At 72.4% G+C, this 13,424-nt stretch carries 14 protein-coding genes; 9 read left to right on the top strand and 5 right to left on the bottom strand.

All coding sequences use genetic code 11. The features are described 5' to 3' along the window. The first annotated feature begins 34 nt into the window (after positions 1-34). The 3 genes from ACZ434_RS19160 (at position 35) to ACZ434_RS19150 (ending at position 1,672) form a co-directional block, all read left to right on the top strand. Entirely contained in the window at positions 35-946 is a 912-nt protein-coding gene (locus ACZ434_RS19160; RefSeq protein ID WP_468457244.1) for a DUF3152 domain-containing protein, read from the top strand. Positions 947-1,037: 91 nt separating this feature from the next. Further along, positions 1,038-1,253, top strand: coding sequence for a type II toxin-antitoxin system VapB family antitoxin (locus tag ACZ434_RS19155; protein WP_046249112.1), 216 nt, complete (start codon positions 1,038-1,040; stop codon positions 1,251-1,253). Further along, positions 1,250-1,672 carry a PIN domain-containing protein gene (locus ACZ434_RS19150; RefSeq protein ID WP_468457241.1) on the top strand — a complete coding sequence of 141 codons (423 nt, stop codon included), beginning with the start codon at positions 1,250-1,252 and terminating at the stop codon, positions 1,670-1,672. Before ACZ434_RS19155 ends, ACZ434_RS19150 begins: the two co-directional genes overlap by 4 nt. Positions 1,673-1,783: 111 nt before the next feature. On the opposite strand, the gene ACZ434_RS19145 is transcribed toward ACZ434_RS19150, so the two are convergent. Both ACZ434_RS19145 and ACZ434_RS19140 read right to left on the bottom strand, forming a co-directional pair. Beyond that, entirely contained in the window at positions 1,784-2,353 is a 570-nt protein-coding gene (locus ACZ434_RS19145; RefSeq protein ID WP_468457239.1) for a DM13 domain-containing protein, read from the bottom strand. Positions 2,354-2,441: 88 nt separating this feature from the next. Beyond that, positions 2,442-3,167 carry a response regulator transcription factor gene (locus ACZ434_RS19140; RefSeq protein WP_468457237.1) on the bottom strand — a complete coding sequence of 242 codons (726 nt, stop codon included), beginning with the start codon at positions 3,165-3,167 and terminating at the stop codon, positions 2,442-2,444. 189 nt (positions 3,168-3,356) lie between these two features. Here ACZ434_RS19140 and ACZ434_RS19135 point away from each other — a divergent pair, with 189 nt between their 5' ends. Further along, on the top strand, positions 3,357-4,247 hold the full coding sequence (locus ACZ434_RS19135) for a GNAT family N-acetyltransferase (protein ID WP_468457234.1): 891 nt from the start codon (positions 3,357-3,359) through the stop codon (positions 4,245-4,247). A 20-nt stretch (positions 4,248-4,267) separates the two neighbouring features. Here the strand turns inward: ACZ434_RS19135 and abc-f are convergent, their stop codons facing one another. Together abc-f and ACZ434_RS19125 are read right to left on the bottom strand one after the other, a co-directional pair. Continuing rightward, positions 4,268-5,896, bottom strand: coding sequence for a ribosomal protection-like ABC-F family protein (abc-f, locus tag ACZ434_RS19130; RefSeq protein ID WP_468457232.1), 1,629 nt, complete (start codon positions 5,894-5,896; stop codon positions 4,268-4,270). A 347-nt stretch (positions 5,897-6,243) separates the two neighbouring features. After that, positions 6,244-7,473, bottom strand: a complete 1,230-nt coding sequence (locus ACZ434_RS19125) for a globin domain-containing protein (protein ID WP_468457230.1) — start codon at positions 7,471-7,473, stop codon at positions 6,244-6,246. 506 nt (positions 7,474-7,979) lie between these two features. On the opposite strand from ACZ434_RS19125, the gene ACZ434_RS19120 reads away from it, so the two are divergent. Then, on the top strand, positions 7,980-8,753 hold the full coding sequence (locus ACZ434_RS19120) for a polysaccharide deacetylase family protein (RefSeq protein WP_468457228.1): 774 nt from the start codon (positions 7,980-7,982) through the stop codon (positions 8,751-8,753). Here ACZ434_RS19120 and ACZ434_RS19115 read toward each other — a convergent pair. Further along, positions 8,713-10,125: a phosphatase PAP2 family protein gene (locus ACZ434_RS19115; protein ID WP_468457396.1), complete on the bottom strand. Its 1,413-nt coding sequence runs from the start codon at positions 10,123-10,125 to the stop codon at positions 8,713-8,715. The two genes, ACZ434_RS19120 and ACZ434_RS19115, sit on opposite strands and share 41 nt — an antisense overlap. Before the next feature lie 404 nt (positions 10,126-10,529). On the opposite strand from ACZ434_RS19115, the gene ACZ434_RS19110 reads away from it, so the two are divergent. The 4 genes from ACZ434_RS19110 (at position 10,530) to ACZ434_RS19095 (ending at position 13,406) form a co-directional block, all read left to right on the top strand. Beyond that, the gene (locus ACZ434_RS19110; protein WP_468457225.1) at positions 10,530-11,105 is read left to right on the top strand and encodes a TerD family protein; all 576 of its coding nucleotides are present in this window, start codon (positions 10,530-10,532) and stop codon (positions 11,103-11,105) included. Positions 11,106-11,269: 164 nt separating this feature from the next. Then, entirely contained in the window at positions 11,270-11,854 is a 585-nt protein-coding gene (locus tag ACZ434_RS19105) for a TerD family protein (RefSeq protein ID WP_468457223.1), read from the top strand. A gap of 218 nt (positions 11,855-12,072) precedes the next feature. Next, on the top strand, positions 12,073-12,657 hold the full coding sequence (sigK, locus tag ACZ434_RS19100) for an ECF RNA polymerase sigma factor SigK (protein WP_468457221.1): 585 nt from the start codon (positions 12,073-12,075) through the stop codon (positions 12,655-12,657). Continuing rightward, positions 12,654-13,406 (top strand): anti-sigma factor, encoded by a 753-nt coding sequence (locus ACZ434_RS19095; protein WP_468457219.1) that lies wholly within the window; start codon positions 12,654-12,656, stop codon positions 13,404-13,406. The genes sigK and ACZ434_RS19095 overlap by 4 nt, the downstream gene beginning before the upstream one ends. Positions 13,407-13,424: the final 18 nt, after the last annotated feature.

The following is a 13,424-nucleotide window of genomic DNA, read 5'->3' as shown; positions in this document are numbered from 1 at the left end:
TGGAGATCATCTGGGATCATCAGATTGAGTTGCCATGCATTCGGCACGACAGCGACGATCCGCATCCTCCACCGGCAGCACCGCGGCCGTTCATCGCGCCGGCCGCCGACGGCGGTCCTCCCACCGTCGGGGCCGGCCGCGCCGCCGGAGCCGGAGCCTGCCGGTCGGCCTGCTGGCGGTCGCCGGCCTGCTGGGCTCGGCAGCGTATGTCATGGAAGGCGGGCGGAGCGACGCGTCGAGCGGCGCGGCCCGCCCGCGGAGCACGCACGTCACAGCCGCTCCCACCCCCACCCCCACACCGTCCTCCTCCCCATCCGCTTCTCCTTCCCCCTCCGCGTCTCCTTCCCCCTCCACGAGCCGGACCGAGATCGACGTCCCCCCGACGGGCAGCGGGACGTTCGTCGCCGCGCGGGCCGGCGGGGAGACGGTGGGCAGCGGTTCCCGCCCGGTGCGCTACGTCGTGGAGGTCGAGACCGGCCTCGACGTCTCGCCGTCCCAGGCGGCGAACGAGATCGCCGACATACTCGCCGCCCCGCGGGGCTGGACCCGCGACCCGGACAACGCGTTCCAGCTGGTGGGCGCGGGGTCGCCGCACGACATGACGATAAGGATCGCGACACCCGCGACGGCGGACGCCCTGTGCTGGGCGGGTATCCAGCAGGACACCGGAGGCGAGTACAACTGCGAGGTCCCCGGAGGGGTGGTGGTGAACCTCAAGCGCTGGGTCAAGGGCTCGCCCACCTTCGACGGGCCGATCCACGACTACCGCGCGCTGATCATCAACCACGAGATGGGGCACTTCCTCGGTCACGGGCACGTGACCTGCGGCGGCGCCGGGCGACCGGCCCCCGTGATGATGCAGCAGATCAAGGGCCTGCACGGATGCGTCGCCAACGCCTGGCCCTACGACGAGCACGGCGACCTCGTCACCGGGCCGCCCGTATGACCGGCGCCGGCCTCATGCCGCGGTCGCCATCCAACAGGAGACATCCTTGCATATACTTGAAGGCACTCTATATATCCAAGGAGGTGCATCAATGACTCGCACCGTCATAGACCTCGACGATCAACTGGTCGCTGACGTGGCCAAGGCCCTCGGCACCAGCACCAAGAAGGAGACGGTGAACACCGCGCTGCGCGAGGTGCTGGAGAACCGGCGGCGGGCCCTGGCCCTCACCCGCCTGCGGGCGGCGGCGGCCGAGGGCGCCTTCGATCTCGACCTCCTTGAGGACAAGGGGAACTACCGTCGGTGAACGCCGCTCAGTTCCTGATCGACACCAGTGCACTCGCCCGTCTGCTGCGCGGCGACGCCGAGCAGTACGGATGGGACCGGGCGGCGGCAGCCGGGCTCGTCGCCACGTGCCCCGTCACCGAGCTGGAGTTCTTCTACAGCGCGCGTTCCGCCGCCGACCGTGCGCAAGGCATCGAGGACCTGCGCCTGCTCTTCGGCTGGGTGCCGGTCGACGACCGCGCCTACGACCGCGCCTGGCAGGTCCAGGAGATCCTCACCCAACGCGGCCAGCACCGCAGCGCCGGAGCCGTCGACCTCGTGGTGGCGGCCACGGCCGAGTTGCGGGGACTGACCCTCCTGCACCGCGACCGGGACTTCGAATGCATCGCCGCCGTCACAGGCCAGGCACTCCAGTGGTACGGGCCGGAACCCGGCAAATGATCCCAAAGGGCCAGGTGTTCGGCTGTTCCGTGGAAGCCTCGGCCACCGGACCGGCGCGTCGTGGGGAGCGGAGGTGTGGCTCCCCCGGCTGGCGTCCGCCGCCGGGGTGGGTCAGGCGCGGGTGAGTTCCACCGCGCCGAAGGAGACGTCGAAGCGGTCGCACCGGATGCTGACGCTGGTGTAGTGGGACGGGTCGACGTCCTCGGGCACGGCGTAGTTCTGACTGCCCTTGTTGCCCTTGAGCCTGCCGAGGCTGACGTACCGGCCGTCGTCGAAGACGCCCCAGCCGGCGCGGCCCTCCTTCACCGGCGCGTCCGTGAGCCACACGTGCAGGTCGGGGCCGTTGCTGGTGTCGAGCCCGTCCAGGCTCACCACATGACTGCCGTCGGCCAGCCGCACGAACCTCACCGTGCCGGACGTCGGGTGCTCGTGGCTGATCAGTTCGCCGCTCGCCAGCGTCGCTGGTCCGGCCGGGGGCGGGGCGGGGGCCACCCCGGACGGTGCCCCGGCAGGCGGCGGCGAGACGGCCGCCGTGATCTCTGGCAACGCCTCCTGCGCCGTCTCGTCCTGCCACAGCTTCCACGGCTGGAACCAGTACAGCCCGAAGCCGGCGCCGGCGACCGCCACCACCAGCGCTCCAGCCACCCACGGCCTGAACAGAGCGCTCCGTATGCGTCCCATATCGCCCACCCTTCCGGGAACCACTCGTCTTCCCTCCATTCAACGGGTGGGCGGGCCGTCCGGAGCCGCGTGGCGCATGACGAAGCCCTTACGTGGGCCGGTCAGGAAGCGGCGGGCAGCAGTACCTCGAAGCGGCAGCCGCCGGGGATGTTGCGTACGGTGGTCCGCCCCTGGTGCGCCTCGACGATGCCCCGGACGATGGCGAGGCCCAGCCCCGCGCCCGCCGGCGGCGTCCGGGCGTGTGTGCCGCGCCAGCCGGTGTCCCGTTCTTGGTGGCTCGGCGGGCCACCGGGTCGATGGTCAGGCCGGCTGTCTCCCACCGGTTCCCGTGGGCGACGGGCCCGCTGCGGCGCAGCACCGACTCCACCCGCAGCACCAGCTCACGAGGGCTGAAGGGCTTGGTGACATAGTCGTCGGCGCCGACCTCCAGGCCCAGGATGCGGTCGTCCTCGTCGCCGCGCGCGGTGAGCATGATGACCGGCACGGGAACGCAGCCGTGCCGCCGGCCCTGACCCTGACCCTGACCCTGGCTCTGGCTCTGGCTCTGGCTCTGGCTCTGGCTCCGGATCCTCCGGCACACCTCCAGGCCGTCCATACCGGGCAGCATCAGGTCGAGCACCACCAGGTCCGGCGGATGGGCGGCGGCGCGGGCGAGGGCCGTCGGGCCGTCGTCGGCGCGATCGACGAGGTGATCGGTGCGCTCCAGGTACCCCGCGACGACCTCGGCGACGGTCGGATCGTCGTCGACTACCAGGATCCGGGAGCGCCTCTCGGCGGCTTGCGTTCCCCGGGAGTCGTACGGCTGTTGCTGCATGCCCCAAGCCTCGCACCGGGGTCGCCGCCGGCACTCCGCCCGAGCAGCACCGTCCCGCCTCCGGCGTCCGCGTTTCTTGTTCTCCGGTTCCCCGGAGTCGTGGCGGGCCCGCCCAACTCCCTTCCCCCATTCGTCGGTTGCATGGTCGACTGTGCCGTACGCAACCTCCTTGACCTCACCGGAGCCACCTTGCCCATACGCATCACTGCCCTCACCGACCCCGACCGCACCACTACCAGCTACCGCCTCGCGTGGCTGGCCGACGGGGACGGCGGCGACCCGCTCGGGTCCGCGTTTCTCCGGGTGTTCACCCGGGAAGGCCAGGAGCACCTTGCCGAGCTACGGGTGAACGTGCACCCGGCGGAGCGGCGACGGGGGGTCGGCTCGCGGCTCCTCGACGCGGCGGTGGCCGCCGCCCGGGAGGCGGGCAGGCGCTCGGTGGTCGCGCAGGCCGACGACGGCACGCCGGGTGATCACTTCCTGGCCGCGCGCGGCTTCCGCAAGGTGCTGACGTTGACGTATGTCCGGCTCCCGCTCGACGAGTTGGACGGTGTCAGGGGCGACGAGATCCGTGCGATCGCCGAGCGGCCGCATCCCGGCTACCGTCTCGTGTCCTGGCGCGGCACCGTCCCCGAGGAGCTGGCCAAGACCTTCGCCGACTCGCGCCGCGCGATGGACGACATGCCGATGGACGACACGGACTACGGTGTCGTGGTCTGGGACGTCGAGCGGGTTCTGGCCGCGGCCAAGGCCGTCGCCGACCGAGGGGACCTGCTCACCACCGTGGCCGCCGTCGACGAGTCGGACGGTTCGATCGTCGGCTTCTCGGAGCTCGTCGTGCCGGGCGACGGCAAGGGCGACGGGCTGCACTACGGCACCGGCGTACTGCCCGAGCACCGCGGTCACGGCCTCGGCCGCTGGATGAAGACCGAGTCGATCCGTCTCGCCCGTGCCGACCATCCCCGGCTCGCCGGCCTGGTCACGGACACGGCGGACAGCAACACCCACATGCGGCGCATCAACGACGCACTGGGGTACGTCCCCACGCACAAGGCGCTGGAGTACCAACTCGACCTCTGAGTGCCGCCCGCCCTCCCGGGTCATCGGGCCGGGGTGATCTCCCGAACGGCTCCGGGCAGGGCCGACCGCAGTCGCCGGTCGTGGGTGACGACGACGAGCGTGCCCTCGTACAGGGTGAGGGCCGCCTGGAGGTCCTCCACCAATGAGGGGGACAGATGGTTCGTCGGCTCGTCCAGCAGCAGCAGATCGTACGAGCCCGTGACCAGGCGGGCGAGTTCGAGGCGGCGGCGCTGTCCGGTGGAGAGGTCCCGTACGGGCCGGGCCAGGTCGGCTGCACGGAACAGGCCCAAGGCCAGCAACTCGTCGGCGCGGTCCGCGCCGAAGGCGGCGAGCAGGGGCCGGCTCTCCTCCTCGGGGGAGGCCGGGGCCGCCACCTGGCGCAGGAACCCGACCCGCGCGGGCCGCCGTACCGTGGCGCCCGGCTCCGGGGTCAGTTCGCCTGCCAGAACCCGCAGGAGGGTGGTCTTGCCCGCGCCGTTGGGACCGGTCACCAACAGGCGGCCGCCGGCCGGAACATGGAGCGAGTCCAGTACCAGGCGCCCCGGTACGCGCAGGCCCGCCACCTCCACCGCGCGGTCCGCCGATCCCGCGATGTCCGTCGAGAACCGCAGCGGTACGGGAGGCGCGGCCACCGGATTCTCGGTGAGCCGGTGCAGCCGCTCACGGGCGTTGCGGATGCGACTCATGGCGCCGTGGGCCCGTGAGCGGGCCCTGAACGCGCCGGCTCCGCTGAACGCCCACGGTCCTTTGCGGGGGATCGCCTCGAGGCGCCCCGCGTGGGAGTCGGCGAGCCGCGACTGGCGGGCCACCTCGGTGCGCCACTGCTCGTGCTCCCGCTCCTGCCGGGCGCGTTCGGCGGCCTTGGCGGCGAGGTAACCGGTGTAGCCGTCGCCGTAGCGGCGGACGGACCGCGTGTCCCGGTCGACCTCCAGAATGGTGTCGGTGACCCGGTCGAGGAACGCCCGGTCGTGGGTGACGGCGACGAGTGTGCCCCGGTGGGCGCGCAGCCGCTCCTCCAGCCAGGCGACGGCGTCGTCGTCCAGGTCGTTGGTGGGCTCGTCGAGCAGGAGCAACTCCGGTGCGGAGGCGAGGGTCGCGGCGAGCGCGAGGCGGGAGCGCTGTCCTCCGGAGAGGGTGCCGAGCCGCCGTGACCGGTCCAGACCGGCCGGTTCGCCGAGGTGGCGCAGCGTGATGTCGACACGGCGGTCCGCGTCGTATCCGCCGCGCGCCTCGAACTCCGCCTCGAGTGCGGCGTACCGGTCGTACGCGGCCGGACCGGCGTCGTGGAGCGCGGCGCCGGCCTCCCTCATCCGCCGTTCCAGGGAGCGGAGTTCGCTCAGCGCCAGGTTGACGGCGTCACCCGCGCACGCCGTGTCCGGCAGGTCGAGGGTCTGCGCCAGGTGCCCGGTACCGCCGGGTGCGACGACCCCGACCTCCCCGTTGTCGGGTTGCACGGTGCCGGCGAGCAGCCGTAGCAGTGTGGACTTGCCTGAGCCGTTGTCCCCGATGACGCCCGCCTTCTCCCCGGGCCGGACCGTGAACGACACGCGGTCCAGGACGAGGTGGTGGCCGTAGCGCTTGCTGACATCGGAGACGGTGAGCTGGGAGACGGCGACGGTGGCGGACGGTGCTGCGGGAGTACGGATCAAGTGATGTCTTCCTTCGTGGACTACTCAACTACGAGACGTCTCGTCTCGCTTGCCTGAACGGTAGTCCATGCGACGCTCTCTCGCAAGACGGTACGTCTCGCCACCGGCCGCCGTCCGTGTGGAGGCCCCGTTCGCTCAGGTCGTCGGCGACTCCAACGATCCGGCTCACCGGGTCCGGCGGCGCGGGAGGGGGCGTCATCCGCCACCCCGACCGCCGGGAACGGCGCAAGCCGGAAAGCGACCGGGCGCGGAGCCAGTACGCCTCACCTCACGTCCGGTGGCCGGCGGCCGGTCGGTGAATCGACCGGCGGCCGGGCGCGAGCCCGCCGGAAAGCGGGGCAGCCGGATCACCCGGACCGGTACGGATCGTGGTGGATGCGGTCGGCGGGGAGTCCCGCCCGGGTGAGTGCGGCGGTCACCGCGCGGGCCATGGCCGCCGGGCCGCACAGCAGTACGCGGTCGTCCGGGAGGGGGCCCCCGGCGGCGGCCTGGAGGGCGAGCCGGCCGTATCCCGCCTCGGGCGACGGGCTGTCCGTCACCGGGATCACCGTGAGCCAGGGGCGGCGGTGCTCGATCGTGCTCAGGCAGGCGGCGTCGTACAGGTCGGCCGGGGTCTCGGTCCCCAGGAGGAGCCGCACCGGGCGCGGGCGTGCGTCGAGTTCGCGCAGCAGCGCCTTCATGGCGGCCCATCCCGTGTCCCAGCAGACCAGCCGGAGGCCGCCCGTGGGCTCGTCGGCGAGCGTGAGGTTGCCTCTCGGCGGGCCGATCCTGAGCTCGTCGCCCGGTGCGGTGTGGTGGGCGAGGGCCTCGCTCACGCCGCCGGGGCCGGTCCTGCGGACGTGCAGCTCCAGGTCACCGTCGGGGCCCGGTGCGGGGGCCAGGTAGTAGGGGCGCCAGGTGTGCGGCAGCCGGGCGGTCTCCACCGACGCGTACTGGCCCGCCCGGTACCGGAACGGCTCGTGGGGACGGACGCGCAGGACCGCGTGGTGCGGTCCGTGGGTCCAGTGGTCCATCACCGTCGCCCGCCAGCAGGGCGGTTCGTGCAGCGCCTCCTCCGCGCCGCGGACCATGGCCGTGACGCCGAGCCGGAGCATCCGCCGCCACGCGTCCTCGAGTTCCGTGCTCCGGCGCTCACCGGCGCGGGCCCGCAGGGCCTCGCAGAGCGCCTCCTCGAAGGCCGCGTAGTGGGCCTGTCGGACGCCGAGTTTGCGGTGGTCGCGGCCGAGCCGGGTGAAGGTCTCGGTGATCCGCTCGGGGCGGCCCAGGTGCTCGATCAGGTAGTGGAAGGCCCGGCCGAGGTGTTCCTGCTGGAACGCCATGTCGGCGGGGAAGAGCGTCCGCAGGGAGGGGTGCCGCCCGAACAGTGACCGGTACAGGTCCCGGATCAGTTCCTCGATCGGGGCCACCGCCTCCATGTGACGCAGGATGACCGCCTGGTCGGCGGCTCCGTCGTACGGCTCCGTGAGGGATTCCCTGCCCCGGCGGGCCTCCGCGGCGGGGGAGAGCAACTGCCGGCGCAGCCGCATCGCGTCGTGCCGGGCGAGGAGGGTGTGGTACGTCATGTCGCTCGCGGTCATCACCGGCACCCCGTCCGCACCGGTCGGCCGCCGGCGCGGGAGGCCACCCGGGAGACGGCTCCCCGGACGAAGGCCCCCGGCTCTGTTCCCGGCGAACGGCGGATGTGTCGGCGCATGGTCGTGCTCCTTGCGAAACGGTCCGGGGCATGGCCGCCCGCAACGGGGTGACACCGGCCCACGGCTCCCCGAGCTGATGAAATCGCAGGTCAGTATGACATTCGCCCGGATACCCCAACGTCCCTGGTGAAGAGGGACTTTCGGCCCTTGTTCAGGGGTCGCGCCCGTGCTGTTCAGCGACGGGCACCGTCCGGTACGGCTCCCTGGCCGCGTCCCCGTCGGCGCCGAACGCGGCGGGTTGCGCCTGCCCGGGGAAGGAGCAGCGCGTCGCGATGTTGTCCGTGAACTTCCCCGGGATTGTCCGTGATCGGTAACGGGCGGATCCGGGGGTGGTCGTTGCTCGTCCTGCCAGGTGGTCGTAAGGGCAACCGGGCGGAGATGGGGCGGACATGGCGCGGCACGGTGGTGGGCGGGGTTGGTACGGGAAGGTGGCCGCGGCGGCGCTCGGGGTGACGGTGCTGGCCGTCGGGGCGTCGGTGTGGACCGCGCAGGCAGGGGTCACGGGCGGTCCTTCGCCGCAGGCGGCCGTGTCCGCGACGCCGGGCGGGGGCGTCGAGCGGGTCTCGGAGACCATCGTGCACGCCTCCGACGCGGGTCCGCGCGGGGTGAACATCACCATCGACGACGGTCCCGACCCCGAGTGGACCCCTCAGGTGCTCGACCTGCTGCGCGAGCAGGGGGTGAAGGCCACGTTCTGCGTGACGGGGACGCAGGCGCAGGCCCACCCGGGGCTGGTGAAGGACGTGGTCGCGGCCGGGCACCGGCTGTGCGACCACTCGGTGTCGCACGACACCGCCATGGACAAGAAGTCCGAGGCCTACCAGTCCAAGGAGATCCTCGACGCCGAGCGCATGATCACCGAGGCGTCCGGGGGCGTACGGCCGATGTACTACCGGGCCCCCGGCGGGGCGTTCACGCCTTACAGCCGTGAGCTGGCCGCTTCCCGGGGCATGCGCCCGCTGGGCTGGAACGTGGACACCAAGGACTTCGAGCGGCCGGGGGCGGACGCCATCGTCGCCACGGTGGAGCGGGAGCTTCCCAACGGACCGACGCTCCTCTTCCACGATGCGGGCGGCGACCGCTCCCAGACCGTCGAGGCGCTGCGCCGTGTGCTGCCCCGGCTCAAGGAGCAGGGCTACTCGTTCGGTTTTCCGGTGCGTTAGCGTCCGGGTCCGGGAGCGATCCGGGTTCCGCGGCGGGGCGCGGGGCGGGGACCAGGTGCGGCTCGCCGGGCTCGGCCTCCCCGGCCGCCGGTACGGGGTTCCGTGTCCATCGTGCGGTGGTCCGTACGTACGCGAGGATCACCGAGGCCGTCGCCAGCAGGAGCAGGGGGCCGGCCACCCACGGGTGCTGGGCCATCTGCACGGGGAGCCAGCGGAACGACAGCAGGAGCGCGGTGAAGACCATCGTGCCGTGGGCGACCAGGAGGATCCCGGAGCGGTCCCGGCCGCGGTCGTACGTGCGCAGGGCCGCCTCGATGGTGAGGGTGAAGACGACGCCGGCGAGGAGGTCCGCGCCGTAGTGGTAGCCGAATCCCAGCGTCGCGCAGAGCGTGGCGATCAGCCAGAACGTTCCCGCGTGGCGCAGGAGGCGCGGGCCCTTGCGGGAGTGGATGAAGATCGCGGTCGCCCAGGCCGTGTGGAGGCTGGGCATGCAGTTGCGGGGGGTGATCCCGTCGAACGGCATGAGCTGCGGGGAGTCGGCCGGCGGCAGGGTCCGCGGCCACAGGTCGGCCACGGCCCAGGGTGCGGTGGGCGGCATGTCCGGGGCCCACAGGCTGATGTCCGACCAGTGCTCGGTTCCCGTGCCGTAGGCGAAGAGGGGGCCGACGACCGGGTAGATCATGTAGAAGGCCGGGCCGACGAGGCCGATCACCAGGAACGTGCGCACCAGGTGGTGGCGCGGGAAGCGGCGCTCGGCCGACACGTGGCGCAGCTGGTACAGCGCGGCGACGACCGCGGCGACCGCGAGGTTGCCGTAGACGAAGTCGAGGACGTTGAAGCCGACCGCACCGGTGGCCTCCACGACCCGGCCCACCAGCCACGACGGGTTGCCCAGCGCGTGATCGGCGGTGGCCACGTACTGGTCGAGCACCATCGGGCGGGTCTTGGAGGTGATGAGCAGCCAGGTGTCGCCCGTCTTGCGGCCGGCCATGAGGAGCAGGGCCAGTCCGACGCCCTTGAGCAGCAGGACGCGTTCCGGGCCGGTGCGGCGGGTGACGGCGACGGCCGCGACGCCGAGGATCACCCACAGGGCGCCGTTGCCGAAGGGGTGGCCGCCGGCGGTGTCGATGCCGGCCGCCCACCGGACCGTCAGGAGGACGAGGTCGACGCCGATCGCGGTCCCCACGGCGATGAACCGCTGCCGCCAGGTGAGCACCACCATCATCAGCGCCATGGCGGCGTACAGCATGCCGCCCGACTTGGGGGCGTGGATCACCTCCCGCGCCTGAAGGGTGATCGGCCCGGGGGTGCCGTAGTGGCGCGCGGCGATCTCCAGGGCGACGAGGAATCCGAGGGTCACGACGGCGGCCAGGGTCCACAGGACGGTCCGTGACCGGCGCCCCGCCGAGGGCTCGGATCTCTCACGTATTCGTGCGTGCTGAACGTTCTGCGGCGGTATGTGTCTCAACATCTGTCAGCTCTGTTAGATGGTGCTCATGCCAGGGCGGGTATCGTCCCACCTTCCGATCGGGACCGTGTCCTCCCCTCCGCGAGCGGCCGGTCCGAAGCAAGACGCAAGGAGCGTGCGCCGCGTTCCGGGACCGCCCGGGACCGTCTGGTTCCGCCCGGTCCTGTCCGGTTCCGCCCCGCCCTGTCTGGTTCCGCCCGGTCCCGTCCTCCGGGTTACCGCCCCATCATCTACACAGATGTAGAAGATAGGGTGGTGGAGAAGGACCACCACACAGGACCACCACACCTGCCGAGAAGGAGTGCGCGATGGGAATCTCCCTGGCCAAGGGCGGCAACGTCTCGCTCAGCAAGGAGGCCCCGGGCCTGACCGCCGTACTGGTCGGCCTGGGCTGGGACGTGCGCACCACGACCGGCACCGACTACGACCTGGACGCCTCGGCGCTGCTCCTCGACGCGTCGGGCAAGGTGCTCTCGGACGGGCACTTCGTCTTCTACAACAACCTCACCAGCCCGGACGGCTCCGTCGAGCACACCGGTGACAACCTCACCGGCGAGGGCGAGGGCGACGACGAGGCGGTCAAGGTGAACCTCGCCGCCGTACCCGGCGGGGTCGACCGGATCGTCTTCCCGGTCTCCATCCACGACGCGGAGAACCGCGGACAGAGCTTCGGCCAGGTCCGCAACGCCTTCATCCGGGTCGTCAACCAGGCCGACAACGTGGAGATCGCCCGCTACGACCTGTCGGAGGACGCCTCCACGGAGACCGCCATGGTCTTCGGCGAGCTGTACCGCAACGGCAGCGAGTGGAAGTTCCGGGCCGTCGGCCAGGGTTACGCCTCGGGGCTGGCCGGCATCGCCGCCGACTTCGGGGTCAATGTCTGAACCGCCCCTCCCCGGGCCCCGCTCACCGGGGGCGGGGCCCTGCCCCCGATCACGGGCGCCCGCCCACGCCCGTTCGCCGAGTTGTGACAGACCCGCCATATCGGATCTTCACGGCGCCAGGCAGACTCAGGGCTGAAGTTCCGCAGACGGAGGATGACTCACGCATGATCACGCTCACCAAGGAAGACGGCCCCGCGGACCTCGACGGGGTCACCCACCTGTCCATCGGTGTCTCCTGGGACCCCACCGCCGGCAGCAGCGGCGGAGTGCTCGGCAAGCTGCGCCGCAAGACCGGCACCGACCTCGACCTGATCGCCGTCGCGATGCAGGGCGGGGACCCGGTCCGCCTCGCCGGCCTGGACTCGCTCGACCCCATGGGCAACGGCTCGCTGCTCCACAGCGGCGACAACCAGACCGGGCACGGCGAGGGGGACGACGAGACGGTGACCGTCGAGTTCTCCCGGCTGCCGTCCGCCATCACCTCGGTCGTGTTCGTCGCCGCCGCCTACAAGAAGGGCAGCAACTTCCAGAAGGCCCGCAACATCAGCTTCAAGGTCTACGACGCGACCGGCGGCAGCACCCAGCAGGTCGCCGACATCTGGCCCAGCCTGCTCAGCCAGGACAACGGCTGCGCCGTGGCGAAGGCCGTGCGGGTGGGCGGCTCCTGGAAGCTCCAGGTGATCAACGAGACGGGCAAGATCAAGCAGGGCGACGAGCACGCCCTGATGCGCTTCGCCGTCAGCAAGTAGCGCGACGGCCGGTCGCCGTCCGGGTCGCCGTACGGGCCTCCCTCCGGGCCTCCTTCCGATGTCGTGGTCGTCCCGCCCGCCCAGTGGCCCGGGCCGCGTCCGGTTCCGCGCCGGGCGGTGCACCGCGGCGCCTTGGGGTTCGACGCCGTACGGACCAATCCGCGACCGTGTCGGGACCGGATTACGTCCGTAGACGTCCTGACCACGGAGGCCGCCCTGTGAGAGAAGCCGTGTACATCGGCACCGACCCCTCGTCGGAACCGGACCTGCAGGAACTGGTCGGGCGGGTCGCGCTGGGCGACGAGGAGGCGTTCGGCGCGGTGTACGACATCGTGGCCGGGCCCGTTCTCGGTGTCGCGCGGGCCGTCCTGCGGGACCGGGCGCAGTCGGAGGAGGTCGCCCAGGAGGTCCTGGTGGAGGTGTGGCGCACCGCTCCCCGCTACCGCCCGGACCTGGGGACGGCCGTCAACTGGATCCTCACGCTGGCCCATCGCCGTGCCGTGGACCGGGTGCGGTCGGTGGAGGCGGCGGCGGCCCGCGACCACAAGGCCGCCCTGCTGGAGCGGACACCGGAGTTCGACGAGGTGACGGAACAGGTCGAGGCGCGGCTGGAGCGGGAACAGGTACGGCGCTGTCTGCGCACGCTGACCGAGATCCAGCGCCAGGCCGTCACCCTCGCCTACTACCGCGGCCTCACCTACCGGCAGGTGGCGGAGGCGCTGACGCTGCCGCTGGGCACCGTCAAGACCCGGCTCCGGGACGGCCTCATCCGGCTGCGCGACTGCCTGGGGGTGACCGCGTGACCACCACCGATCCGCACCTTCTCACGGGCGCCTACGCCCTGCACGCGCTGCCCGACGAGGAACGCGACGCGTTCGAGCGTCACCTGCCGGGCTGCGAACCGTGCGCGCGGGAGACCGCCGAACTGTCCGCCGCGGCGGCCCGTCTGGGGCTCGCCGCCGTGGTGCCGCCCCCCGCCGCCCTGCGCGAGCGGGTGCTGCGCCGGATCACCACCGTCCGGCAGCAGTCACCGGGCGGACCGTCCTCCGTCGGCCCGGGCCGGGCGCGGCCGTCCGCCCGCCCGCTCTCCCGGTGGGCGCTGGCCGCCTGTCTCGCGGCGGCCGCCGCGCTCGGCGGTGCGGTGTGGCAGTACGAGCGGGCGGAGGACGTCCTGCGTGAGGCGCACCGGGCGGAGCGGGCGGCCGACGAGGTCGCCGCCGTGCTGGCGGCGCCCGATGCCAGGACACGGGCCGCCCCGCTCGGCGACGGCTCCACCGGCACGGTCGTCGTGTCGCGGAGCAGGGACCGGGCCGTGTTCGTCGTCTCCGGGATGCCGCGCCCGCCGGGCGGCAAGGTCTACCAGCTCTGGTTCGACGACGGCGGCGGCACCATGCGGCCGGCCGGTCTGATGGACCCCGGCAGGGCCGACCAGGCCGTCCTGCTCCGCGGTGCCGTCGGCGGGGCGTCGGGCATGGGGGTCACGGTCGAACCGGCAGGCGGTTCCGAGCAACCCACCTCCGCGCCGCTCGCCCTCGTGAACTTCGAGGCCTGACGGCACGGGTGGTGCGCG

It is taken from the genome of Streptomyces sp. NPDC030893 (assembly GCF_055571535.1).
This window is presented reverse-complemented; position numbering and strand designations above follow the sequence as displayed.